The organism is Hydrogenophaga sp. L76 (genome assembly GCF_057654755.1).
Map to the genome: position 1 here is coordinate 682025 of NZ_CM172807.1, position 22299 is coordinate 704323.

At 67.0% G+C, this 22299-nt stretch carries 21 protein-coding genes; 15 read left to right on the forward strand and 6 right to left on the reverse strand.

The window, feature by feature from the left end; translation table 11 throughout:
* Window positions 1–9 precede the first annotated feature (9 nt).
* The 5 genes from AC23D4_RS03235 to AC23D4_RS03255 all read right to left on the reverse strand — a co-directional run bounded on the left by AC23D4_RS03235 (window position 10) and on the right by AC23D4_RS03255 (window position 5236).
* Entirely contained in the window at window positions 10–1062 is a 1053-nt protein-coding gene (locus AC23D4_RS03235; protein WP_472887160.1) for a TRAP transporter substrate-binding protein, read from the reverse strand.
* 204 nt (window positions 1063–1266) lie between these two features.
* Window positions 1267–1962, reverse strand: coding sequence for a fumarylacetoacetate hydrolase family protein (locus tag AC23D4_RS03240; RefSeq protein ID WP_472887159.1), 696 nt, complete (start codon window positions 1960–1962; stop codon window positions 1267–1269).
* A gap of 74 nt (window positions 1963–2036) precedes the next feature.
* The gene (locus tag AC23D4_RS03245) at window positions 2037–2360 is read right to left on the reverse strand and encodes a 2Fe-2S iron-sulfur cluster-binding protein (RefSeq protein ID WP_472887158.1); all 324 of its coding nucleotides are present in this window, start codon (window positions 2358–2360) and stop codon (window positions 2037–2039) included.
* A gap of 15 nt (window positions 2361–2375) precedes the next feature.
* Window positions 2376–3854 (reverse strand): glutamine synthetase family protein, encoded by a 1479-nt coding sequence (locus AC23D4_RS03250; RefSeq protein ID WP_472887157.1) that lies wholly within the window; start codon window positions 3852–3854, stop codon window positions 2376–2378.
* Window positions 3851–5236 carry a Rieske 2Fe-2S domain-containing protein gene (locus AC23D4_RS03255; RefSeq protein ID WP_472887156.1) on the reverse strand — a complete coding sequence of 462 codons (1386 nt, stop codon included), beginning with the start codon at window positions 5234–5236 and terminating at the stop codon, window positions 3851–3853. Before AC23D4_RS03255 ends, AC23D4_RS03250 begins: the two co-directional genes overlap by 4 nt.
* 81 nt (window positions 5237–5317) lie before the next feature.
* Between AC23D4_RS03255 and AC23D4_RS03260 the strand changes: the two genes are divergently transcribed.
* The 13 genes from AC23D4_RS03260 to pgeF all read left to right on the forward strand — a co-directional run bounded on the left by AC23D4_RS03260 (window position 5318) and on the right by pgeF (window position 18857).
* Entirely contained in the window at window positions 5318–6037 is a 720-nt protein-coding gene (locus AC23D4_RS03260; protein ID WP_472887155.1) for a GntR family transcriptional regulator, read from the forward strand.
* Window positions 6038–6262: 225 nt separating this feature from the next.
* Window positions 6263–7834, forward strand: coding sequence for a thymidine phosphorylase family protein (locus AC23D4_RS03265; protein WP_472887154.1), 1572 nt, complete (start codon window positions 6263–6265; stop codon window positions 7832–7834).
* Window positions 7834–8742: a ribose-phosphate diphosphokinase gene (locus AC23D4_RS03270; RefSeq protein WP_472887153.1), complete on the forward strand. Its 909-nt coding sequence runs from the start codon at window positions 7834–7836 to the stop codon at window positions 8740–8742. The genes AC23D4_RS03265 and AC23D4_RS03270 overlap by 1 nt, the downstream gene beginning before the upstream one ends.
* A gap of 195 nt (window positions 8743–8937) precedes the next feature.
* Window positions 8938–10713, forward strand: a complete 1776-nt coding sequence (acsA, locus tag AC23D4_RS03275) for an acetate--CoA ligase (protein WP_472887152.1) — start codon at window positions 8938–8940, stop codon at window positions 10711–10713.
* Window positions 10714–10774: 61 nt separating this feature from the next.
* Entirely contained in the window at window positions 10775–11773 is a 999-nt protein-coding gene (gene pdhA / locus AC23D4_RS03280) for a pyruvate dehydrogenase (acetyl-transferring) E1 component subunit alpha (RefSeq protein WP_472887151.1), read from the forward strand.
* Window positions 11770–12762 carry an alpha-ketoacid dehydrogenase subunit beta gene (locus tag AC23D4_RS03285; protein ID WP_472887150.1) on the forward strand — a complete coding sequence of 331 codons (993 nt, stop codon included), beginning with the start codon at window positions 11770–11772 and terminating at the stop codon, window positions 12760–12762. Before pdhA ends, AC23D4_RS03285 begins: the two co-directional genes overlap by 4 nt.
* 5 nt (window positions 12763–12767) lie before the next feature.
* Window positions 12768–13991 carry a dihydrolipoamide acetyltransferase family protein gene (locus AC23D4_RS03290; protein ID WP_472887149.1) on the forward strand — a complete coding sequence of 408 codons (1224 nt, stop codon included), beginning with the start codon at window positions 12768–12770 and terminating at the stop codon, window positions 13989–13991.
* Between the two features lie 13 nt (window positions 13992–14004).
* Complete coding sequence (locus AC23D4_RS03295) at window positions 14005–14241, forward strand: acyl carrier protein (protein ID WP_472887148.1); 237 nt, start codon at window positions 14005–14007, stop codon at window positions 14239–14241.
* Between the two features lie 139 nt (window positions 14242–14380).
* Window positions 14381–15865 carry an NfeD family protein gene (locus AC23D4_RS03300; protein ID WP_472887147.1) on the forward strand — a complete coding sequence of 495 codons (1485 nt, stop codon included), beginning with the start codon at window positions 14381–14383 and terminating at the stop codon, window positions 15863–15865.
* A gap of 14 nt (window positions 15866–15879) precedes the next feature.
* Window positions 15880–16644: a slipin family protein gene (locus AC23D4_RS03305; RefSeq protein ID WP_472887146.1), complete on the forward strand. Its 765-nt coding sequence runs from the start codon at window positions 15880–15882 to the stop codon at window positions 16642–16644.
* A gap of 278 nt (window positions 16645–16922) precedes the next feature.
* Complete coding sequence (locus AC23D4_RS03310) at window positions 16923–17258, forward strand: collagen-like protein (protein WP_472887145.1); 336 nt, start codon at window positions 16923–16925, stop codon at window positions 17256–17258.
* A gap of 136 nt (window positions 17259–17394) precedes the next feature.
* Window positions 17395–18036 carry a maleylacetoacetate isomerase gene (gene maiA, locus AC23D4_RS03315; RefSeq protein ID WP_472887144.1) on the forward strand — a complete coding sequence of 214 codons (642 nt, stop codon included), beginning with the start codon at window positions 17395–17397 and terminating at the stop codon, window positions 18034–18036.
* Entirely contained in the window at window positions 18036–18857 is an 822-nt protein-coding gene (gene pgeF / locus AC23D4_RS03320; protein ID WP_472887143.1) for a peptidoglycan editing factor PgeF, read from the forward strand. The genes maiA and pgeF overlap by 1 nt, the downstream gene beginning before the upstream one ends.
* On the opposite strand, the gene AC23D4_RS03325 is transcribed toward pgeF, so the two are convergent.
* Window positions 18777–19217, reverse strand: coding sequence for a hypothetical protein (locus AC23D4_RS03325; RefSeq protein WP_472887142.1), 441 nt, complete (start codon window positions 19215–19217; stop codon window positions 18777–18779). The genes pgeF and AC23D4_RS03325 overlap by 81 nt on opposite strands.
* 236 nt (window positions 19218–19453) lie before the next feature.
* On the opposite strand from AC23D4_RS03325, the gene phaC reads away from it, so the two are divergent.
* Both phaC and AC23D4_RS03335 read left to right on the forward strand, forming a co-directional pair.
* Complete coding sequence (phaC, locus tag AC23D4_RS03330) at window positions 19454–21073, forward strand: class I poly(R)-hydroxyalkanoic acid synthase (RefSeq protein WP_472887371.1); 1620 nt, start codon at window positions 19454–19456, stop codon at window positions 21071–21073.
* Between the two features lie 40 nt (window positions 21074–21113).
* Window positions 21114–22292, forward strand: coding sequence for an acetyl-CoA C-acetyltransferase (locus AC23D4_RS03335; protein WP_472887141.1), 1179 nt, complete (start codon window positions 21114–21116; stop codon window positions 22290–22292).
* The last annotated feature ends 7 nt before the right edge of the window (window positions 22293–22299 follow it).

Consider the following 22299-nt stretch of genomic DNA (forward strand, 5'->3'; position numbering starts at 1 on the left):
TGGAGGCGGTCAGCCCTTGGTGGTCTTGCCGTGTTTGGCGATCAGCGACTTGGCGGTGTCCAGCAGTTGCTTGCCGTTGAAGCCTCGCTTGTCCATGTCCTGCATCCATTCCACTTCGACCAGGCGCGCCTTGCGCTTGAATTCCTGGGCTTCTGCGGCGGGGATGGTGTAGATGCTGTTGCCCAGCTTGACGGCCGACTCGCGGCCGGGCGCGTCGCCACCCTGCTGCACCTTGCCCAGCCAGGCCGAGGTTTCCATGCCGGAGTTCTTGTCGATGACGGCCTTGAGGTCGGCTGGCAGCGCGTTGTACTTGGCCTTGTTCATGGCCAGGATGAAAGTCGTGGTGTACAGCGCGCCGCCCGCCGGGTCGAACTCGCTGTGGAACTTGGCCAGTTCCTGCACCTTGACGGCCGGCACCACTTCCCAGGGGATCACGCAGCCGTTGATGACGCCTTTGGAAAGCGCGTCGGGAATCTGCGGCAGCGGCATGCCCACGGGCGAAGCGCCGAGGTAGCCGAGCATCTTGGTGATCTGGCGGGTCGGGCCGCGCACCTTGGAACCCTTGAGGTCTTCGGCGGTTTTGATCTGCTTGTCGCGCATGTGGAACATGCCGGGCCCGTGCACCTGCAGGGCGATGGGGTGCACATCCTTGAACTCGTCCTGGGCAACGGTCTGCACGTATTCCCAGTAAGCCTTGGACGTGGCTTCGGCGTTGTTCATCATGAACGGCAGCTCGAACACTTCGATGCGCGGGAAGCGGCCCGGCGTGTTGCCCGGCAAGGTCCAGACGATGTCGACCACGCCGTCCTTGGCCTGGTCGTACAGCTGCACCGGCGAACCACCGAGCTGCATGGCAGGGTAGGCCTCGAACTTGATGCGGCCGCCCGAGTCCTTGGTGACTTTGTCCATCCAGGCCTTGTGCATGTTGAGCCACACATTGGACTGCGGCGACATGAACGTGTGGAACTTGAGGGTTACGGTCTGCTGGGCAAAGCCGACAAGCGCCGGGGCGCCGAAGGCCACGGCGGCGCCGGACTGGAGCAGGGTTCTGCGCTGGATCATGGATTGTTCTCCTGTGTTGTAGGGGGAAATGGGGCGGCCGACGGCTGACCCAGTGACGGTAAACGTTTTGTTGCGCTGCGGAACAGAGGTCAAACCCGCAGCGCGGATGGTCCCCATGGGTTTGCGGGATTTAATTTTGTGAAATCAGTTCACGATGGTTGAATTGTATGTATTCAACCCCGCGGGTTAACCCTGACGTCATTTTCAGGCCACCTTGACGCTGATGCTGGTCAGGCCGTCCACCCCACCGGTCATGGTGTCGCCCTTGACCACCGCGGCCACGCCTTCGGGGGTGCCGGTGTAGATCAGGTCGCCCGGCTGCAGTTCCCAGGCATTGGACAGGTGTTCGATGGTCTCGGCGATGTTCCAGATGAGTTTGCCCACGTTGCTGCGCTGGCGGTCGCTGCCGTTGACCTGCACCCAGATCGCGGCGTTGCCGATGTCGCCGGCATCGGCTGCGGGGGTGATGGGGCCGATGGGTGCGGACTGGTCATAGCCCTTGCCGATGCACCAGGGGCGGCCCTGCTTTTTCATCTCGGTCTGCAGGTCGCGGCGCGTCATGTCCAGGCCGACCGCGTAGCCAAAGATGTGCTCCGCTGCGTCTTCGGCATGGATGCCACGCCCACCCTGGCCGATGGCGACCACGAGCTCGATCTCATGGTGCAGGTTCGACGTGAGGCTGGGGTAGGGAATGACGGCGGTTTTGCCGGCTTCGGCGACCACGATGGCGTCGGCCGGTTTGAGAAAGAAGAACGGCGGCTCGCGGCCGGTGAAGCCCATCTCTTTGGCGTGTTCCTCGTAGTTGCGACCCACGCAATAGATGCGGTGAACCGGGAAGCGTTCGGCGCGGCCGACCACGGGCACGGAGACAACGGGCGGCGGGGTGAAAACATAGCTCATGGCGGGTGTCCTGGCTGCCGGCAGGCAGCGGGTTGCATGGGTTGAAACGCCCAGTATAGGCAAGCCATGTACGCTCAATATTGGGAAGCCGGCAGGCGCAGTTCGATGCCGTCGAGTGCTGGCGTGAGCACGATCTGGCAGCTCAGCCGGCTGCCCGGAGCGCGCGGCGAGGCCGTGAATTCGAGCATGCCCTGTTCGTCGTTGCCGGGCGCGGGGAGCCGGTCGGCCCAGGCGGGATCGACGATCACATGGCAGGTGGCGCAGGTGAGCGTGCCGCCACAGTCGGCGGCGATGCCGCTCACGTTCGCGGCGACGGCGGCCTCCATGACGCTCTGGCCCGGTTTTCCCTGGATGTCCTGTACCGACTGGTCGGCGGCGATGAAACGGATGTGGATCATGGGTGAAAGGATTTCCTAGATTCTGCTGAAGTACTCGCGGCGGTCGAAGTCGGTCTTGTCCTTGGCCTCGGCGTGGCGGTCGATCTCGTGCTGCTTGATGCGACAGAAGTGGTGCACGACATCGTCGCCCAGACCGGCGATCAGCGCGGTATCCGCGCGCAGGCAAGCCAGTGCATCGCCGAGGGTGCTGGGGATTTTGGGGTGCTCGGCTGCGTAGGGTGTTTCGCAGGCGAGCGGCGGTGCCAGCTCGCGAAGCAGACCGTCGAGCCCGGCGTGGATCTGCGCCGCCATATACAGGTAGGGGTTGGCCGCCGGTTCGCCGATGCGGTTTTCGATGCGGGTGGCACGGTCGCCCGACCCGCCGACCACGCGCAGCATGGCGCCGCGGTTGTCCTGGCCCCAGATCACGCTCTGGGGCGCGAGCGCGTTCGGGCGGAAGCGGCCGAAGCCGTTGACGGTGGGCGTGCACAGCGCCGTCATGCCCTGGGCGTGCGCCAGCAGGCCGGCGAGCCAGTGGGCGCCCGCGTCCGACAGCGTGTGGCGCGCTTCGGCGCGGCCGCTGCCGGGTGCGGGCGTTTCTCGCACGCAGGCGTTGCGGCCGGTGGCGAGGTCCACGAGCGACTGGTGCAGGTGCCAGCCGCTGGACATGATGTTCGGAAACGGCGGGCGGCACATGAAGGTGGCGTGGTAGCCGGCGCGGCGCAGCGCCTGGCGCACGCCATTGCGGAACAGCACCATCTGGTCGGCCGCGGTGAGTGCGTCGGTGGCGTCGAACACCGCTTCGACCTGGCTGGGGCCGAGTTCGATTTCGAGCGACTGCAGCGGCAGGCCCAGCGCCTGCGCGGTGCGCATCACGATGGACAGCGGCTCGTCGGCCATGTCGATCATGGCTTCGGACTGCAGGTTGTAGCCGGGGTGGATCATCTCCACCTGCGGTGGCAGGCCGGGCCAGGCGGCCAGCTCGGGGTCGAGCTGCGGCGCCGTGTCGGTGATGCGGTAGATGTGGAACTCGACTTCGAGCCCGGTCTTGAGGCCGAAACCCGTGTCCCCCAGCCGTGCCAATGCCTGCTGCAGCACGCGGCGGCTGTCCAGGGACACCGGGGTGGCGTTCAGGAACCAGGGCTGGCAGCGCAGCCAGCCGGTGCCCTCGCTCCAGGGCAGCACGGTGAAGCTCGCGGGGTCGGGCAGCAGCATCAGGTTGGCGGCGCCGGCAAAGCCGGGCAGATCGCTGGTGCCGCCGGGCTCGAACACTTTCCAGGCCGTGCGGTCGGCCGTGTCCTTGAGCATCATCGTGCCGACCATGCCGACACCATCGCGCAGCGCCTGGATCGCGGCGCGGGCCATCAGCGTCTTGCCACGCAGCATGCCGTGGGTGTCGCACCAGCCCAGGCGTACGCGCTGGACGCCGCTGGCTTCGATGAGCCGGGCGGTCTCCTGGCAAGCGGCTTCACGGGCTGCGTCGTGCAGGCCGCAGCGTTCGGCGAAGTGGGTCATTTCGCGCCGGCCGTTTCGGACGCGGGTTGCACCGCGGTGTTCTGCCAGGGCGCGCTTGCGCGCTTGGCGCGCACCGCGTCTTGCCACCAGGTTTGCCAGCCCTCGGCGGGGGCGATGCCGTCCACGGTGTCGGGGCCGGTGATGTTGGGCGCCAGCGCCGGGTCGGCGATGCCGGGTGGTGTGCCGCCCTGTTCCACGGTGTCCATGGCCTGCAACAGCATGCGCCGGTTCGCCATGATCACCTTATCGGTGGTGCCCAGGTGCTCGCGCGTGCGGTCCTGGATCGCGCCCATGCTCTCGCAGGCCCACTGGTCGTGCACGTTGATGTCGTCCTCGCCCATGCCGAGGTAGGTGCGGCTCTGCTGCTCCTCTGCGTTGAAGCCCCAGTTGTTGTGGCGGCCGGACTTCGGGATGTAGTCGGGCAGGGTGACGGCATCCAGGCGCTGGTTGCGCATGGTGTCCTTGTCCACTGGCGTGTCGAAACTGGTGAAGAAGGCGAACCAGTAATTGCGCGTGTCGTCCACCGGCACGTGCATCTGCGTGATCGTCATGGTTTCGGAGAGCGGGATCACGAAGGTCTGCGGGAACACCGCGTTGGTGACGCGCACGTGGGTGAGCGCGTCGGTCATGGGGCGCCGCGCGGTCAGCTGCAGGCCATAGGGTTGCTGCGTGAAGCTGATCTCGGGCTGGCCGAATTCGCGCATCACCTTGGTCATGGGCCAGCGCTCGCCGCCCACTTCGCCCACGCTGGCGCCGCGGAACTGTTTGCCGTAGCTGCCTTCGAGCGAGGCGTCGTTGAAGAAGCGGTGCAGGTACGAAGCGTGCGCCGGGTCGATGCCGACCTCGAACGCCTGCAACCAGTTGCAGTGCCACAGGCCCTTGAACACGAAGCTGTGCGTGGCCGGCGCTTCAAAACAGTCCAGCGCGGGGAAGGGCGGTGGCGTGCTGCCTTCGGGGCCGAACCAGCCGAACAGCGCACCCGCTTTTTCGATCAGCGGGTAGCTGCGCTGCTGGATGCGGGAGCACAGCGTGCTGCCGGCGGGCTCGGCCGGGGTTTCGGTGCACTGGCCGTTCACGTCGAACTTCCAGCCATGGAAAGGACAGCGCAGGCCGTCGCCTTCGTTGCGGCCGAACGCGAGGTCGGCGCCGCGGTGCGGGCAGTCGCGGTCGAGCAGGCCGAAGGCCCCTTGTGCGTTCCTGAACAACACGAAGTCCTGCCCCAGCAGCCGCACCGCTTTCACGGGGCGCACGCCCATGGCCGGGTCCAGTGCGGGGTTGAACTCGTCGAGCAGGGCCACCGGCTGCCAGTAGCGGCGCAGCAGCTCGCCACCCGGTGTGCCAGGCCCGACCTGGGTGATGCGCTGGTTCTGTTCGGCTTTCATGCGGGGTCTCCTGTGAGCGGGGTTAAAGGGGTGATGGTCAAACGGTATCCCATTTTGTGGATTCAGTGTACAGTTTGCGGCATGAGCCTGCAAGAAACCGTTTTGATGCAACTGCGCGACCTGATCCTGAGCGGCGAGTTCGCGCCCGGCCAGCGGCTGGCCGAGCAGCAGCTGGCCGAGCGCCTGGGCGCTTCGCGCACGCCGGTGCGCGCCGCGCTGGTCACGCTGGAGCAGGAAGGCCTGGTCGAGGCCAACGACACCGGCAAGTACCTGGTGCGTCAGTTCACCGCCCGGGAAGTCACCGACGCGATCGCGGTGCGTGGCCATCTGGAAGGCATGGCGGCGCGTCTGGTTGCCGAACACGGTGTGTCGCGCCAGCTGCAGGGCGATCTGCAGGCCTGTCTGGACGAAGGCGATCGACTGCTCCAGGCCCAGCCGCTGACGATCGAGAGCTACGCCGCCTACGCGGCCATGAACGACCGCTTTCATGCGCTGATCCTGGCCGCCTGCGGCAACCGGGCGCTGCAGCGCGCCGTGGCGATCAACGACAAGTTGCCGTTCGCCCCGGCCTCGGCCATGCTGCCCATGCAGGGCACGGTGGCGCTGGACCGCGACTGGATGCTCTACGCCCACCGCCAACACCACATGCTGTTCGACGCGCTGCAGCGCGGCGAGGGCGCACGCGCGCAGGCCCTCGGTGCGGAGCACACCGAAGTGGCGCAGATGAACATGCGGCTGGCGCTGGAGCGGCGCGCCGAGTCCGAGCGGTTCATGCCCGGCATGCGGCTGGTCGTGGGCTGAGGATGGGCTCCCCCCGCGCCGGCCCTGCGGGCCGTCACCCCCCAGGGGGCGATGCGAGTGGCCCGGCGAAGCCGGTTCCACCGCATCCTTGAAGGAGACATTCAGCGCCAAGTGGGTCACAGGGCGCCGTTTCATGCCTCGGGGTGACGCTCCGGAACCATGGAAACCGGAAGTGGGAGCGCTGTGCGCTTTCGTTCCGGGCTTTCGGCGGTGTATCGTGCCGACATGAGCGCCCAACCCGAACAAGAGACACCCGGCCGCGGCAGCCTGATGCTGCGCCGTGTGGCCATCGACACCTACCGCGAGAACGTCGCCTACCTGCACCGCGACTGCGCGGTCTACCGGGCCGAGGGCTTTCAGGCCCTGTCCAAGGTGGAGGTGCGTGCCAACGGCAAGCGCATCCTGGCCACGCTCAACGTGGTGGACGACGCATCCATCGTCGGCTGCAACCAGCTCGGCGTTTCGGAAGACGCCTTCGCCCAGCTGGATGTGCCCGACGGCCACCCGGCCTCGGTCTCGCAAGCCGAGCCGGCGGAATCCATCCCGGCGCTGTTCCGCAAGATCAACGGCGAACGCCTCACCCGCGATGACTTCCATGCCATCGTGCTCGACATCGCCGAGCACCGCTATTCCAAGATCGAACTGACCGCCTTCGTGGTCGCGAGCAACCGCAGCGAGCTGGATCGCGAAGAGGTGTTTTTCCTCACCGAAGCCATGGTGGCCAGCGGCCGCCGGCTCGATTGGCACGAACCGCTGGTGGTGGACAAACACTGCATTGGCGGCATCCCGGGCAACCGCACGTCCATGCTGGTGGTGCCCATCGTGGCCGCCTACGGGCTGGTGTTTCCCAAGACCTCGTCGCGCGCCATCACCTCGCCCGCGGGCACGGCCGACACCATGGAGGTGCTGACCAATGTGGAACTGCCGTTCGACCGGTTGACGGAGATCGTGCGCACCCACAAGGGCTGTCTGGCCTGGGGCGGCACGGCCAACCTCTCGCCGGCCGACGACGTGCTGATTTCTGTGGAGCGACCGCTGGCGCTTGATTCGCCGGGGCAGATGGTCGCGTCCATCCTGTCCAAGAAGATCGCGGCCGGCGCCACCCACCTGGTGCTGGACATTCCCATCGGTCCCACGGCCAAGGTGCGCTCCATGCCCGAAGCGCAGCGCCTGCGCCGGCTGTTCGAGTACGTGGCGCAGCGCCTGCACCTCTCGCTGGACGTGGTCATCACCGACGGCCGCCAGCCCGTGGGGCAGGGTGTGGGCCCGGTGCTGGAAGCGCGCGACGTCATGCGGGTGCTGGAGAACCACCCCGATGCGCCGAACGACCTGCGGCAGAAATCGCTGCGCCTGGCCGGGCGCCTGATCGAATGCAGCCCGGACGTGCGCGGTGGTGACGGCTTCCGGATCGCGCGCGACATCCTCGACTCGGGCCGCGCGCTGGCGCAGATGCAGGCCATCATCGAGGCCCAAGGCTCGCGCGACTTTGATCTCCAGCACCCGGCGCTGGGCGCGCTCACGCTCGAAGTGACCGCGGCGCAGGCCGGCGTGGTGACCGGTATCGACAACCTGCAGATCGCGCAGATCGCGCGCCAGGCCGGCGCACCCAAGGTGCAGGGCGCGGGCGTGGACCTGCTGCGAAAGCTGGGCGACGAAGTCAAGGCGGGCGAGGTGCTCTACCGCGTGCACGCCAGCTACCCGGCCGATCTCGAATTCGCCCGCCAGGCCTGCCTGCGCTTCAACGGTTTCAGTCTCGGGCACGCCGACCAGGTGCCCCATGTGTTTGTGGAGTTCTGATGCACCCCGACCTTTCTGCTGGCTGCCTGCTGTGCTTTGACGATGAGCAGACCATCGCCCAGGCGGTTGCCGCTGCGGCGGGTCTGACGCTGGCCGTCATTCAGCGCCACCGCTTTCCGGACGGCGAGTTGCGCCTGCGTCTGCCCGAGAGCCTGCCGTCGCGCGTGGTGTTCTGGCGCGGCCTGCACCAGCCGAACGAGAAGCTGGTCGAGATCCTGCTGGTCGCGCGCACCGCGCACCAGCTCGGCGCCGTGCACCTCACGCTGGTGGCGCCTTACCTGGCCTACATGCGGCAGGACATCGCGTTCAACCCCGGCGAAGCGGTGAGCCAGCGCGTCATCGGCCGTTTCCTGGCCGGTCTGTTTGACGCCGTGATCACGGTGGACCCGCACCTGCACCGCGTGGCGACGCTGGAAGAGGCCATACCTGTGAAAGATGCCATCGTGCTCAGCGGGGCGCCGCTGCTGGCCGACCACATTGCGACGCAGCGCCCCGACGTGCTGCTGATCGGCCCGGACGAGGAGTCGCTGCAATGGGTGGCGCAGGCTGCTGCGCGCCACGGCTGGGCGCACGGCGTTTGCCGCAAGCTGCGACATGGAGACCGGGAGGTGGACATCGAGCTGCCCGACCTGCCGTTTGCCGGGCGCGCCGTGGTGCTGATGGACGACGTGGCCAGTTCCGGCCATACCCTCGCGCAGGCGACCCGGTTGCTGCGCGAGGCAGGCGCTGCGTCGGTGGACGTGGCGGTCACGCACGCGCTGTTTGCCGATGGCGCGGTCCGGCTGATCCGCGAAGCCGGTGCCGGCCAGATCTGGAGCACCGACAGCATTCCCCACGCCAGCAACGCGGTCAGCATCGTGCCGGCGGTGGCCGAAGTGCTGTGCGCACTGCAGGCTCGACCGACCTGAAAAGGTGACCGCGACCGGCTCCTGGCCGCTGTCTTTGGCCGGTTTTTGATTCGGGTCAAGAAGACGTACATTCGGCTGGACAGGTGGCACCGTGTGGGAGGACCATTTGTTTTCAGTCAACGAGCCGGGTCGATACCGCTGCGGTGGCGAGCCACTGCAGCAGACGCCACCGGTTCCTGCCAACCGGAGACAACGGTGAACACAACGCTTCAGAAGCAGCCTTCATCGCTGGTGCCTGCGCCGCACCTGCTGGACCATTCCGCGACCGTGGCGCAATTCACCTGGGAAGCCGCTCGCGAGTGGCTGGATGGTTTGCCGGGCGGCGCTGGCCTGAACATCGCTTACGAAGCGGTGGACCGGCACCTGCTGCATGGCCATGGCGACAAGGTCGCGATCCGCTGGATCGGCAAGAGCGGTGAACGCCAGGAATTCACCTACGCCGAGCTCGCACGGGCCACCAACCAGTTCGCCAACGCGCTGCACGACTTGGGTGTGATGCCCGGCGAGCGGGTGTTTGTGTTGATGGGACGCCTGCCCGAGTTGTATGTGGCGGTGCTGGGTGCGTTGAAGGCGCGTTGTGTGGTGACGCCACTGTTTTCGGCCTTCGGACCCGAGCCCATCGTCACGCGGGCCGAGATGGGCGACGCGCGCGTGCTGGTGACGACCCCCGAGCTCTACCAAAGAAAGATCAGGGATGTGCGGGAACGCCTGCCCGGCCTCAAGCATGTGATCGTGGTCGGTGCGGCGCCGGCTGACGAAGCCGGCGTGCACCCCTGGGGTGTGCTCGTGTCGCCGGCGTCCACGCAGTACACGATCGGGCACACCGATCCCGAGTCCATGGCCCTGCTGCACTTCACCAGCGGCACCACCGGCCGTCCCAAGGGTGCGGTGCACGTGCACGGGGCCGTGCTCGCGCATGCGGTGACGGGCCGCTACGCACTCGATCTGCACGACGACGATGTGTTCTGGTGCACGGCCGACCCGGGCTGGGTCACCGGCACCAGCTACGGCATCATCGCGCCGCTGGTGTGTGGCGTGACCAACGTGGTGGTCGAGGCCGAGTTTGATCCGCAGACCTGGTACGGTGTGCTGGAGCGCGAGCGCATCACGGTCTGGTACACAGCGCCCACCGCCATCCGCATGATGATGAAGCTCGGCGCCGAGGCCTTGCAGGGGGTCGACCTCTCGGCGCTGCGCTTCATGGCCAGTGTGGGCGAACCACTCAACCCCGAGGCCGTGGTCTGGGGCCTCAAGGCGTTTGGCCGGCCCTTCCACGACAACTGGTGGCAGACCGAAACCGGCGGCATCATGGTTTCGAACTACGCGGCCATGGACATCAAGCCGGGCTCCATGGGCAAGCCCTTGCCCGGCATCACCGCCGCGGTGGTGCGCCGCCTGGCCGACGGGCATGTGGAGCCCATCGAAGCACCCGATGTCGACGGCGAACTGGCGCTCAAGACGCCCTGGCCGTCGATGATGCGCGGCTACCTGCACGAGGACGAGCGCTACCGCAAGTGTTTCGCCGACGGCTGGTACCTCACCGGCGACCTGGCGCACCGCGACGCCGACGGCTACTACTGGTTCGTCGGCCGGGCCGACGACGTCATCAAATCCGCCGGTCACCTGATCGGGCCGTTCGAGGTCGAGAGCGCGCTGATGGAGCACCCGGCGGTCGCCGAGGCGGGCGTGATCGGCATTCCCGACCCGATGGCGGGCGAGGTGGTGAAGGCCTTCGTGGCGCTCAAGCCCGGCTTCGAAGCCGGCGAGGCCCTGCGCCGCGAGCTGCTGGGTCATGCGCGCAAACGGCTGGGCGCTGCGGTGGCGCCCAAGCAGATCGAGTTCCGCGACAACCTGCCCAAGACCCGCAGCGGCAAGATCATGCGCCGCCTGCTCAAGGCGCGCGAGCTCGGCCTGCCCGAGGGCGATCTGTCCACGCTGGAAAGCGATGAGAAGAAGGGTGGTGCGCCATGAGCGCCGCCCGGCCGCTCCGAAGGCGCTCAGCCCCGCAGTGCGCAGCACGGAGGGTAGTCCCGTGACCGACAAGATCCACCTCGACCGCGGCCACCTGCACCACCTGTACCGCGAGATGCTGCGCATCCGCCGCTTTGAAGCCAAGTGCGTCGAGCTCTACCAGGCGCAGAAGATCCGCGGTTTTCTGCACCTTTACGACGGCGAGGAGGCCGTGGCCGTGGGGGTGATGGATGCGCTGGAGCCGCGCGACGCGGTGTTGGCCACCTACCGCGAGCACGGCCATGCGCTGGCGCGCGGCGTGCCGATGGCGCCACTCATGGCCGAGATGCTGGGCAAGGTCGAAGGTTGTTGTCGCGGGCGCGGCGGTTCCATGCACCTGTTTCACCGTGAGCACCGCTTCTTCGGCGGCAACGCCATCGTCGGCGGCGGCCTGCCGCTGGCCGTGGGCATTGCCATGGCCGACAAACAGCTGCGACCGGGCGCGGTGACGGCCTGTTTCTTTGGCGAGGGCGCGGTGGCCGAAGGGGCCTTTCACGAGAGCATGAACCTGGCGGCCATCTGGAAGCTGCCGGTGCTGTTCGTGTGTGAAAACAACCTCTACGCCATGGGTGTTCCGCTGGCCGATTCGGAGTCGCAGACCGAGGTGTACCGCAAGGCCGACGCCTACCGCATGGCCTCCGCGCAGGTCGATGCGATGGACCCGGTCCAGATGGCCGCCGCCGCGCGGCGCGCCGTGGAGCATGTGCGCACCGGCCTCGGCCCGTATTTCCTGGAGTGCCGCACCTACCGCTTCCGCGCGCATTCGATGTTCGACACCCAGGCCTACCGCACACGGGGCGAGATCGAAGACTGGCGCCAGCGCGATCCGATCGAGCGCTTGCGCCACTGGATGGAGGGCAACCACCTGCTGACCCCGGACGAGGCAGCGGCGATCGACACCGGCATCCTGACCGAGATCGACGCCGCGGTGGCGTTTGCCGAGGCCGGCACGCTGGAGCCGGTGGACCAGCTGGAGCGCTTCGTGCTGATGGACTCGGTGGTGCAGGAGGCCATGCCATGAATGCCACCCCGACCCGGATGACCTACCGCGAAGCCTGCCGCCAGGCGATCCGCGACGCGTTGCTGGCCGATGCCCGCTGCTTCGTGATGGGCGAGGACGTGGGCAAATACGGTGGCTGCTACGCCGTGACCAAGGGCCTGCTGGAAGAGTTCGGTCCTGCTCGCATCGTGGACACGCCGCTGGCCGAAGTCGGCTTTGTGGGCGCTGGCGTGGGGGCCGCGCTGGCCGGTCTGCGACCCATCGTCGAGATCATGACCTGCAACTTCAGCCTGCTCGCGCTGGACCAGATCATGAACAACGCCGCCACCATCCCGCACATGTCGGGCGGGCAGTTCGCGGTGCCGCTGGTGATCCGCATGGCCACCGGTGGCGGGCGGCAGCTGGCGGCGCAGCACTCGCACAGTCTGGAAGGCTGGTTCGCCTACATCCCGGGGCTCAAGGTGCTGGTGCCCGGCACGGTGGAAGACGCGCGCCTCATGCTCGCCGCCGCGCTGGCCGATCCCAACCCGGTGCTGATCTTCGAACACATCGTGCTCTACAACGCCGAAGGCGAACTGGACCCGGCCGTCACCGCGGTGGATATCGAACACGCGCGCGTGCGCCGAGCGGGCAAAGACGTCAGTCTGGTGAGCTACGGCAACAGCCTGCCCAAGTGCCTGGACGCGGCGCAGCAGCTGGCGGGCGAGGGCATCGAGGCCGAGGTGATCGACCTGCGCGTCTTGCGCCCGCTGGACACCGCCACCGTGATGAAATCGCTCAGCCGCACGCACCGCTGCGTGATCGTGGACGAGGGCTGGAAGAGTGGCTCGATCTCGGCCGAAATCGCGGCCCGGCTGGCCGAAGACGCGCTCTACGAACTGGACGCACCGGTGCGCCGCGTGTGCGCCCGAGAGGTGCCGGTGCCCTACGCCGAGCACATGGAGACCGCCAGCCTGCCGCAGGTGCCCGACATCCTGGCCGCGGTGCGCAGTCTGGTGAAAGTGGGGTAGGGTGCATGGCCGAATTTCTCATGCCTTCCCTGGGCGCCGACATGGAGACCGGTACCGTGGTGCAGTGGCTCGTCCAGCCGGGTGCCCGCGTGAGGCCGGGCGATGTGGTCGCGGTGGTGGAAACCCACAAAGGTGCCATCGACGTCGAGATTTTTCTGGACGGCGTGATCGGTGAACTCGCGCCCTTGGGTAAAAGCCTGCCGGTGGGCGCGGTGCTGGCGCAGGTGGCGGTGGCCGGAGAGGAAGGCGCCTCAGCGCCGCCTGCGTCGCTCGTCTCGCGAGCCGCGCCGCCTGCGATCCCATCGTCGGTCGCGGACGCACCTGTTGAGGCCTCCGCAGCGGTGCCGGCCCTGCCTGCGATCCCGGCCGCGACGCCGCAGCGTGCCCGCGTCAGCCCTGCAGCGCGCCGTCGTGCGCAAGCGCTCGGGCTGCAGCCAGACGCCTTGCGCGGCACCGGCATTGACGGCTCGGTCACCTTGGCCGATGTCGAGCGCGCGGCGCCACAACCCCAACCAGCTGCCATGCAGGCGGTGGCACCGCAACGGGTGAAGCCGGTCGGCTTCGATGCCGCCCAGATGCGCCAGGCGATCGCGGCGGCGATGAGCCGCTCCAAACGCGAGATCCCGCACTACTACCTGGCTGAAACGATGGATTTCTCTGCGGCCCAGGCCTGGCTCGATGAATGGAACCGCGATCGCCTGCCGCAGGACCGGCTGCTGAGCGCGGTGCTGCTGCTCAAGGCGACGGCGCTCGCTTTGCGCGATGTGCCGCAGCTCAACGGCTTTTACGAGAGCGGGCAGTTCCGCCCCGGCGATGGCATCCACATCGGCTGGGCGATTGCCCTGCGCGGTGGCGGTCTGGTGGCGCCGGCCATCCACCTCGCCGACCAGAAGACCCTGCCCGAACTCATGACCGCGTTGCGCGATCTGGTGCAGCGGGCACGGGCTGGTGGTCTGCGCAGCTCCGAACTCACCGATCCGACCATCACCGTCTCCAGCCTGGGCGACCGGGGCGCCGAGAGCGTGTGGGGCGTCATCTACCCGCCGCAGGTGGCCATCGTCGGCTTCGGGCGCGTGCTGCCGCAGCCCTGGGTGGTGGATGGGCAGGTGCTGCCTCGCCCGGTGGTGAACGCGAGTCTGGCGGCCGATCACCGCGCCAGCGACGGCCACCTCGGCGGCCAGCTGCTGGTGGCCATCCACCGCGCCTTGCAAACACCCGAAACACTCTGAACGGAAGCACCCCATGAACTCTGCCGACATCCGACAGCTGGCCGCCGACGTGCTGGCCGGCATCGCGCCCGAAGCGGACCTGAGCACCGTCGCCGATCACGAAGACCTGCGCGAAACCCTGGACCTCGATTCCATGGACTTCCTCAATTTCATCATCGGCCTGAGCCAGGGCAGCGGTGTGTCCATCCCCGAGAGCGACTATCCCCAACTGTTCACCCTGCAAGGGCTGGTGGCGTACCTGACGCGGTAGACCGTTGCCGCGGCGGGCGGGCCCATCGGTTTGTCACCGGGCGGTGACGTCCGCTTCCCCTCAAGGGATGTGCTGCTGGTCGCTTGCGTGGTTGCCGTCAGGAGGCATACAGTGAGAGCGGTATCTCTGTGGAGCTGCAATGAAAACAGGTCATGCCATGGGTCGCTTCAGCCTCCGCGGCTGGTGCATGTGGGGCTTGCTGTTGTGGTCCCTCATGGTGACCGGTGCGCGGGCAGAACCGGTGGTGGTCCTCACGGTGCAGGGTGCCATCGGCCCCGCCAGCATGGACTACATCGTGCGGGGCTTGCAGCATGCCCGGCAACAGGGTGCTCCGCTGGTGGTGCTGGAGCTGGACACGCCCGGCGGACTCGACACCTCGATGCGCCAGATCATCCAGGCCATCCTGGCCTCACCCGTTCCGGTGGCCACCTACGTGACGCCCCAGGGCGCGCGGGCTGCCAGCGCCGGCACCTACATCCTCTACGCCAGCCACATCGCTGCCATGGCCCCGGTCACCACGCTGGGCGCCGCCACGCCCGTGGCCATCGGCATGCCGGGGACACCGCAGGCGCCCCGGGAGCGACCCGACCCCGCCACCCCGGCGCCCAAGGGCACACCGGGTACGCCAGCGCCCGCATCGCCCGCCGACGCCATGACCGCCAAGCAGGTCAACGACGCAGCCGCTTTCATTCGCGGTCTGGCCCTGCAGCACGGACGCAATCCGCAGTGGGCCGAACGCGCGGTGCGCGAGGCCGCGAGCCTGAGCGCGACCGAAGCCTTGCGCGAGAAGGTCGTGGACGTGGTGGCCCTGGACATCGCCGACCTGCTGGCGCAGATCGACGGGCGCACCGTGCGCATGGCCGGCGGCGAGTTGCGCCTGCAGACGCGCGGCCTGACCACCCTGGCCCAGCCGCCCGACTGGCGCCACCGCCTGCTGGGCGTGATCGCCAACCCGAGTCTGGCCTTGATCCTGCTGATGATCGGGATCTACGGCCTGATGTTCGAATTTTCGTCACCGGGCTTTGGCCTGCCCGGCACGGTGGGCGCGGTCTGTCTGCTGCTGGCCATGTTTGCGTTGCAGCTGCTGCCGGTGAACTACGCGGCTCTCGCGCTGATCCTGCTGGGCTTTGCGTTGCTGGCCGCGGAACTGCTTTCCCCGTCTTTTGGTGTGCTCGGCGTGGGTGGCATCGTGGCGTTCGTTGCGGGCGGACTGCTGCTGTTCGACAGTGATGTGCCCGGCATGGGCGTGCCCTTGCCGTTGATTTTCGGCATCGCCGTCACGGCCGGGGCCGCGGTGTTGCTGGGCGGTGGCATGTCGTTGCGGGCGCGCCGCGCGCCGGTGGTCAGCGGCGGCGAACACATGATCGGTGCGCTCGGCGAGGTATTGCTGGTCCAGGGCGATGAGGTCTGGGCGGAGGTGTATGGCGAGCGCTGGCAGGTGCGCTCGGACGCGCCCCTGCTGCCCGGGCAACACGTGCGCGTGGTGGGCCTGGGCGAAGTGCCGGGCCGCTCCCAAGCCAGCGCGCAGCGCAGCCCGAAGGGCGAAGGCTCAACAGGCTACGACCTGCTGCTGCATGTCCAGCCCGATACCGGAAACACTTCTGCATCCCAACCATCCACCTGAAGGAGGCACCCACGATGTTCGATTTCAACCTGGGGATTGGCGCGATCCTCGTGCCTGTTGTGCTGATCCTGCTGGCCTCGTCTTTTCGCATCCTGCGTGAGTACGAGCGTGGCGTGGTGTTCCAGCTGGGCCGGTTCTGGAAGGTCAAGGGCCCCGGCCTGGTGATCGTGATTCCCGGCCTGCAGCAGATGGTGCGGGTCGATCTGCGCGTGGTCACCATGGACGTGGAGCCGCAGGACGTGATCTCGCGCGACAACGTGTCGGTCAAGGTGAACGCGGTGGTGTTCTTCCGCGTGGTGGCGCCCGACAAGGCCATCATCCAGGTGGAAAACTTCCTCATGGCCACCAGCCAGCTCGCGCAGACCACGTTGCGCGTGGTGCTGGGCAAACACGAGCTCGACGAAATGCTGGCCGAGCGCGAGCGGCTGAACCTCGATGTACAGCAGATCCTGGACGCGCAGACGGGTGCCTGGGGCATCAAGGTGACCAACGTCGAGATCAAGCACATCGACCTGAACGAGTCCATGGTGCGCGCCATCGCGCGCCAGGCCGAAGCCGAACGCGAGCGGCGCGCCAAGGTGATCCACGCCGAAGGCGAGAAGCAGGCCGCCGTGTCCTTGCTCGAAGCCGCACAGATGCTGTCGCAGCAGCCCGAGGCCATGCAGCTGCGCTACCTGCAGACCATGACCCAGGTGGCCGGTGACCGCGCGTCAACCATCGTATTCCCGCTGCCGATGGACCTGCTCGGCCGCATGCTGGACACCCCCCGGAAGCCGTGATTCACGGAGTTGACCCAGGGCAGGGAGCCAGGCTCCCAAGCAGTCGCGGGGGTGGCGCTTCTGTGAACACACCCTAAGCGCGCCAGCGCACCGACTGGCGCCATTGGCCTGTCTAAGCTGCACCAGGACGGAAGCTCCAGGCCACCAGGCCGAATTTCCGCTCAAACGTGGCGATGGCTTGATCTGCCGACGCTCAAAGTCTGTGTCAGAGGGCTGATCAACTCTGCAGGGCTGCTCTTCAAGTGAGGGTGGTCTTCGTAAGCCACCAAGGAACCATCATGCATTCAATCAAAATCATCGCCGTCGCCGCGACCACACTGGCGCTCACCGCCTGCTTCTCGCTGCCTGCAGGCCCGACCGGTGCCACCGGCGCCACGGGCGCGACCGGCGCCACGGGAACCACCGGCTACACCGGCGCCACAGGGGCCAAGGGAACCACGGGCTACACCGGCGCCACGGGCGGTACGGGCGCCACCGGTGACACCGGAGCGACCGGCTACACCGGTGCCACCGGTGCCACCGGCTATACCGGTGCCACTGGCGCGACCGGCAACACGGGTGCCCGTGGGGCAACAACCCAGGGCGACACGCTGGTCATCGTCCCGGCGCGCTGAACAGCCGGGTAACACCCCGCTGAAAGCCTGAGAGAAGGCCCCTCAGGCTTTCAGCCGTTTGCGAAGTCCGCCTGCCCGATGGGGGCGACTTCGCACGACCGGACAGCGCCAGGCGCCCGGTTTATCCTCGGCTTCCATGAAGCTCTACAACTATTTCCGCTCCTCGGCCTCGTTCCGCGTGCGCATCGCGCTGGCGATCAAGGGGCTGCCTTACGAATACCTGCCGGTGCACCTGGCCAAGGATGAACACCGGCAAGCGGCTTACGGCGATATCGCGGCCGATGGTCTGGTCCCACTGCTGGAACTGGACGACGGCACACGTTTGTCGCAGTCCATGGCGATCATCGAGTACCTGGACGACATCCATCCCGAGCCCGCCCTGGTGCCGCGCGACGCGCTGGCGCGTGCCCATGTGCGGGCGCTGGCGCAATCGATCGCCTGCGAGATCCACCCCATCAACAACCTGCGCGTGCTCAAGTACCTCTCGGGCACGCTGAAGCTGGACGAAGATGCCAGGAACACCTGGTACCGCCACTGGGTGCGCAGCGGACTGGAGACCTTTGAACGGCAACTGGCCCAACAGCCGGCTTCGCGCTTCTGTTACGGCGACACGCCCACGCTGGCCGACTGTTGTCTGGTGCCGCAGATCTTCAACGGGCAACGTTTCAACACCCCGTTGGACGGCCTGCCACGCACCATGGCCGCTTTCGACGCCTGCATGGCGTTGCCGGCTTTTCAGCAGGCCCAGCCCTCTGCCTGCCCGGACTTCGAAGCCTGATGCCCATACCGGAAGACTGGCTGGTGCCCGACTGGCCCTCGCCGGCCGGGGTGCGTGCGGTGTTCACCACCCGCTCGGGCGGCGTGTCGGCGCCGCCGTTTGACCGCCTCAACCTCGGCGACCATGTGCGCGACGATCCGGTTGCGGTCGCCACCAACCGGGCACGCCTGGCCGGTGCCACCGGTGTGCGACCGGTGTTCCTGAAGCAGGTGCACGGCGTGGCCGTGGCCACACTCGATACCCGGACGCCCGATGGGAGTGAGGCCGATGCCTGCCTGAGCACGTTGCCCGGTGTGGCCTGCACCATCATGGTGGCGGACTGCCTGCCGGTGCTGTTCACGAACAGTGCGGGCAGCGTGGTGGCGGCCGCCCACGCCGGCTGGCGTGGACTGGCGGGAGGGGCTGATGGCCAAGGGGTGCTGGAGGCCACGGTCGCCGCCTTTGTGCAGGCGGTTCGGCAGATGGACGCCTCGACCGATCGGGACCGCGTCATCGCCGACATGCTGGTCTGGCTGGGGCCCTGCATCGGGCCCGAAGCGTTTGAGGTGGGGCCTGAGGTGCGGGCTGCTTTTGTGCAGAGCGATCCGGCGGCCCAACGCGCCTTCGACCCGCATCTGGTGGGTGATGAGAAGTATTTCGCGAACCTGTCGATGCTGGCCCGGCTGCGGCTGAGCGCCATGGGCATCCACCGCATTTACGGCAACGACGGCACCCCGGTCTGGTGTACCGCGACACAAGCCTTACGTTTCTTTTCCCACCGCCGGGATGCTGTCCGTCTGGGCAGCACCGGACGCATGGCGGCCTGCATCTGGCGGGTCTGACGCAGGTACTGCGTTCTCTGTGGCGCGCAACTTGTGCGCGAGGTCCTCGGCGGCTTCGCGTGCCTTGATCTCTTTGCGGCGCTGGGGCGTGCGCATCAGGTAAACCACCAATGCGATCGGCATCAAACCGTAAAGAAAGAAGGTCACAATGGCTCCGAGCACGGTGCCTGTCGTGTTCGACGCTTCGGCCACCGCCATCATGAGCACCACATAAAACCAACCGATCACCACCAGATACACAACGTTCCTGACCACGCGGGGGTTTGTTGTCAGCTTGCTGGAAGCCGGCACACTGACACTAGGGGAAACCCGGAATTCCTCCCCAGAGGAACCGATAATAAGCCCGCTGGTAATAACCATTGGAGACAAGCATGACATCTGGGAAAACGCCCCAACAGCCCTGGCTGGAAGCTGCGCAGCAGTTTCAGCAAAACCTCGTTGCCCAGTGGACGCAAGCTGCGCAGGCCTTTCCGGGCGCTGCCGCACAGGCGACTCCACAGGCCGCTACAGACCCGTTCGCGGCTTTCAAGGCGTTCATGCCGCAAAGCGGTGCGGCCCATCCTTTCGGCATGGCCATGCCGCAGGTGGGCGCGGGGATGGGCATGGCCGGCATGGGCGACATGTTCAACCAGGCCGCCGGCCAGAAGGTCCACTTCGATCCGGCCAAGCTGCTTGAAATCCAGAACACCTACATGAAAGATGTGGCGGGCCTGTGGAACCAAGGTCTCGACGCCAAACCGCAGGCCGACCGCCGCTTCGCCTCCGAAGCCTGGGCCAGCAACCCGGTGGCCGCGTTCTCGGCCGCGGCCTACCTGCTGAATGCCCGCACGCTGATGGCGCTGGCCGACGCGGTGGAGGGCGATGCCAAGACCAGGACGCGTGTGCGCTTTGCGGTGCAGCAGTGGATCGACGCCAGCGCACCCAGCAACTTCCTGGCCTTCAACGCCGAAGCGCAGAAGATGGCATTGGAGTCCAAAGGCGAGAGCATCGCCAAGGGCGTGGCCAACCTGCTGCACGACATGAAGCAGGGCCATGTGTCCATGACGGACGAGAGCGTGTTCGAGGTGGGCAAGAACGTCGCCACCACCGAAGGCGCCGTGGTGTTCGAGAACGAGCTGTTCCAGCTGATCGAATACAAGCCGCTCACCGCCAAGGTCTACGAGCGCCCGTTCCTGCTGGTGCCACCCTGCATCAACAAGTTCTACATCCTTGATCTGCAGCCCGCGAACTCGCTGATCCGCTATTGCGTGGAGCAGGGCCATCGCACCTTCGTGGTGAGCTGGCGCAACCCGGACGAGTCGCTCGCGCACAAGACCTGGGACGACTACATCGAAGACGCGGTCATCAAGGCGATTGGCGTCACCCAGGACATCACCGGCGCTGAAACCATCAACGCCCTGGGCTTCTGCGTCGGCGGCACCATGCTGAGCAACGCGCTCGCCGTGCTGGCAGCCCGCGGCGAAGAGCCGGTCCACAGCGCCACCTTCCTCACCACGCTGATCGACTTCACCGACACCGGCATCCTCGATGTGTTCATCGACGAGCCTTTCGTGAAGATGCGCGAAATGCAGTTTGGCCAGGGCGGCCTCATGTCAGGCCGCGATCTCGCGACCACCTTCAGCTTCCTGCGCCCGAACGATCTGGTCTGGAACTACGTGGTGGGCAACTACCTGAAGGGCGAATCGCCGCCGCCGTTCGACCTGCTGTACTGGAACTCGGACGCGACCAACCTGCCGGGCCCGTACTACGCCTGGTACCTGCGCCAGACCTATCTCGAAAACAACCTCGTCAAGCCCGGCAAGACCGAAGTCTGCGGCGAGAAGATCGACTTCCGCCAGGTCAAGCTGCCGGTCTACATCTACGGCTCGCGCGAAGACCACATCGTGCCCATCGGCGGTGCGTATGCGAGCACGCAGGTGTTCCCCGGCAAGAAGCGTTTCGTCATGGGTGCGTCGGGCCACATCGCTGGCGTGATCAATCCGCCCGCGGCCGGCAAGCGCAGCCACTGGGTGAGCAACGCCACCAGGTTCCCGGCCGACGTCAACGACTGGATCGACGGCGCCACCGAGCACAAAGGCAGCTGGTGGACCGACTGGGCCAACTGGCTCAAGCCGCTCGCTGGCAAGCAAATTGCTGCGCCCAAGACCTATGGAAAAGGCAAGACCTACGCCGCCATCGAGCCGGCGCCGGGCCGCTACGTCAAAGCCAAGGCCTGAATTTTTGCAACCGATTTTTTGACCCCTGAGGAGACAACCCGTGGAAGACATCGTCATCGTTTCAGCCGCCCGCACCGCCGTGGGCAAGTTCGGCGGCTCGCTCGCCAAAACCCCGGCCACCGAACTGGGCAGCATCGTCATCAAGGAGCTGCTGGCCCGCACCGGTCTGCCGGTCGACGCCATTGGTGAGGTGATCATGGGCCAGGTGCTGGCCGCTGGCTGTGGCCAGAACCCGGCGCGTCAGGCCATGATGAAAGCCGGCGTGGCCAAGGAAACACCAGCACTGACCATCAACGCCGTCTGCGGCTCGGGCCTGAAGGCCGTGATGCTGGCCGCGCAGGCCGTGGCCTGGGGCGACAGCGAGATCGTGATCGCCGGTGGCCAGGAAAACATGAGCGCCAGCCCGCACGTCTTGAACGGCAGCCGCGACGGCCAGCGCATGGGTGACTGGAAAATGACCGACACCATGATCGTGGACGGCCTGTGGGACGTGTACAACCAGTACCACATGGGCATCACCGCCGAGAACGTGGCCAAGGCCCACGGCATCACCCGCGAAATGCAGGACGCGCTGGCCGCTGGCAGCCAGGCGAAGGCCGCCGCTGCACAGGCCGCCGGCAAGTTCAAGGACGAGATCGTTGGCGTGAGCATCCCGCAGCGCAAGGGCGACCCGGTTGTGTTCAACAGCGACGAGTTCATCAACGCCAAGACCACCGCCGAGGTGCTGGCCGGTCTGCGCCCCGCCTTTGACAAGGCGGGTTCCGTGACCGCAGGCAACGCATCGGGCATCAACGACGGTGCTGCCGCCGTGATGGTGATGACGGCCAAGAAAGCCGCCGCCCTGGGTCTGACGCCGCTGGCGCGTATCGCCGCTTTCGGCACCAGCGGTCTGGACCCCGCCATCATGGGCATGGGCCCGGTGCCCGCCTCGCAGAAGGCCCTGGCCCGCGCGGGCTGGAAGGCGTCTGACGTGGACGTGTTCGAACTCAACGAAGCTTTTGCTGCACAGGCCTGCGCCGTCAACATGGCGCTGGACATCGACCCGGCCAAGGTCAACGTGAACGGGGGTGCCATCGCCATCGGTCACCCCATCGGTGCGTCCGGCTGCCGCATCCTGGTGACGCTGTTGCATGAAATGCAGCGCAGCGGTGCCAAGAAGGGCCTGGCCGCGCTGTGCATCGGCGGCGGCATGGGCGTCTCTCTGGCGGTGGAGCGGTAAGTACCCC

Excerpts from the sequence above, each read along its gene's own strand:
- AC23D4_RS03235 (WP_472887160.1), bottom strand. The coding sequence starts at position 1,062 with ATGATCCAGCGCAGAACCCTGCTCCAGTCCGGCGCCGCCGTGGCCTTC.
- AC23D4_RS03240 (WP_472887159.1), bottom strand. The coding sequence starts at position 1,962 with ATGAGCTATGTTTTCACCCCGCCGCCCGTTGTCTCCGTGCCCGTGGTC.
- AC23D4_RS03245 (WP_472887158.1), bottom strand. The coding sequence starts at position 2,360 with ATGATCCACATCCGTTTCATCGCCGCCGACCAGTCGGTACAGGACATC.
- AC23D4_RS03250 (WP_472887157.1), bottom strand. The coding sequence starts at position 3,854 with ATGACCCACTTCGCCGAACGCTGCGGCCTGCACGACGCAGCCCGTGAA.
- AC23D4_RS03255 (WP_472887156.1), bottom strand. The coding sequence starts at position 5,236 with ATGAAAGCCGAACAGAACCAGCGCATCACCCAGGTCGGGCCTGGCACA.
- AC23D4_RS03260 (WP_472887155.1), top strand. The coding sequence starts at position 5,318 with ATGAGCCTGCAAGAAACCGTTTTGATGCAACTGCGCGACCTGATCCTG.
- AC23D4_RS03265 (WP_472887154.1), top strand. The coding sequence starts at position 6,263 with ATGAGCGCCCAACCCGAACAAGAGACACCCGGCCGCGGCAGCCTGATG.
- AC23D4_RS03270 (WP_472887153.1), top strand. The coding sequence starts at position 7,834 with ATGCACCCCGACCTTTCTGCTGGCTGCCTGCTGTGCTTTGACGATGAG.
- AC23D4_RS03285 (WP_472887150.1), top strand. The coding sequence starts at position 11,770 with ATGAATGCCACCCCGACCCGGATGACCTACCGCGAAGCCTGCCGCCAG.
- AC23D4_RS03290 (WP_472887149.1), top strand. The coding sequence starts at position 12,768 with ATGGCCGAATTTCTCATGCCTTCCCTGGGCGCCGACATGGAGACCGGT.
- AC23D4_RS03295 (WP_472887148.1), top strand. The coding sequence starts at position 14,005 with ATGAACTCTGCCGACATCCGACAGCTGGCCGCCGACGTGCTGGCCGGC.
- AC23D4_RS03300 (WP_472887147.1), top strand. The coding sequence starts at position 14,381 with ATGAAAACAGGTCATGCCATGGGTCGCTTCAGCCTCCGCGGCTGGTGC.
- AC23D4_RS03305 (WP_472887146.1), top strand. The coding sequence starts at position 15,880 with ATGTTCGATTTCAACCTGGGGATTGGCGCGATCCTCGTGCCTGTTGTG.
- AC23D4_RS03310 (WP_472887145.1), top strand. The coding sequence starts at position 16,923 with ATGCATTCAATCAAAATCATCGCCGTCGCCGCGACCACACTGGCGCTC.
- maiA (WP_472887144.1), top strand. The coding sequence starts at position 17,395 with ATGAAGCTCTACAACTATTTCCGCTCCTCGGCCTCGTTCCGCGTGCGC.
- pgeF (WP_472887143.1), top strand. The coding sequence starts at position 18,036 with ATGCCCATACCGGAAGACTGGCTGGTGCCCGACTGGCCCTCGCCGGCC.
- AC23D4_RS03325 (WP_472887142.1), bottom strand. The coding sequence starts at position 19,217 with ATGGTTATTACCAGCGGGCTTATTATCGGTTCCTCTGGGGAGGAATTC.
- phaC (WP_472887371.1), top strand. The coding sequence starts at position 19,454 with ATGGGCATGGCCGGCATGGGCGACATGTTCAACCAGGCCGCCGGCCAG.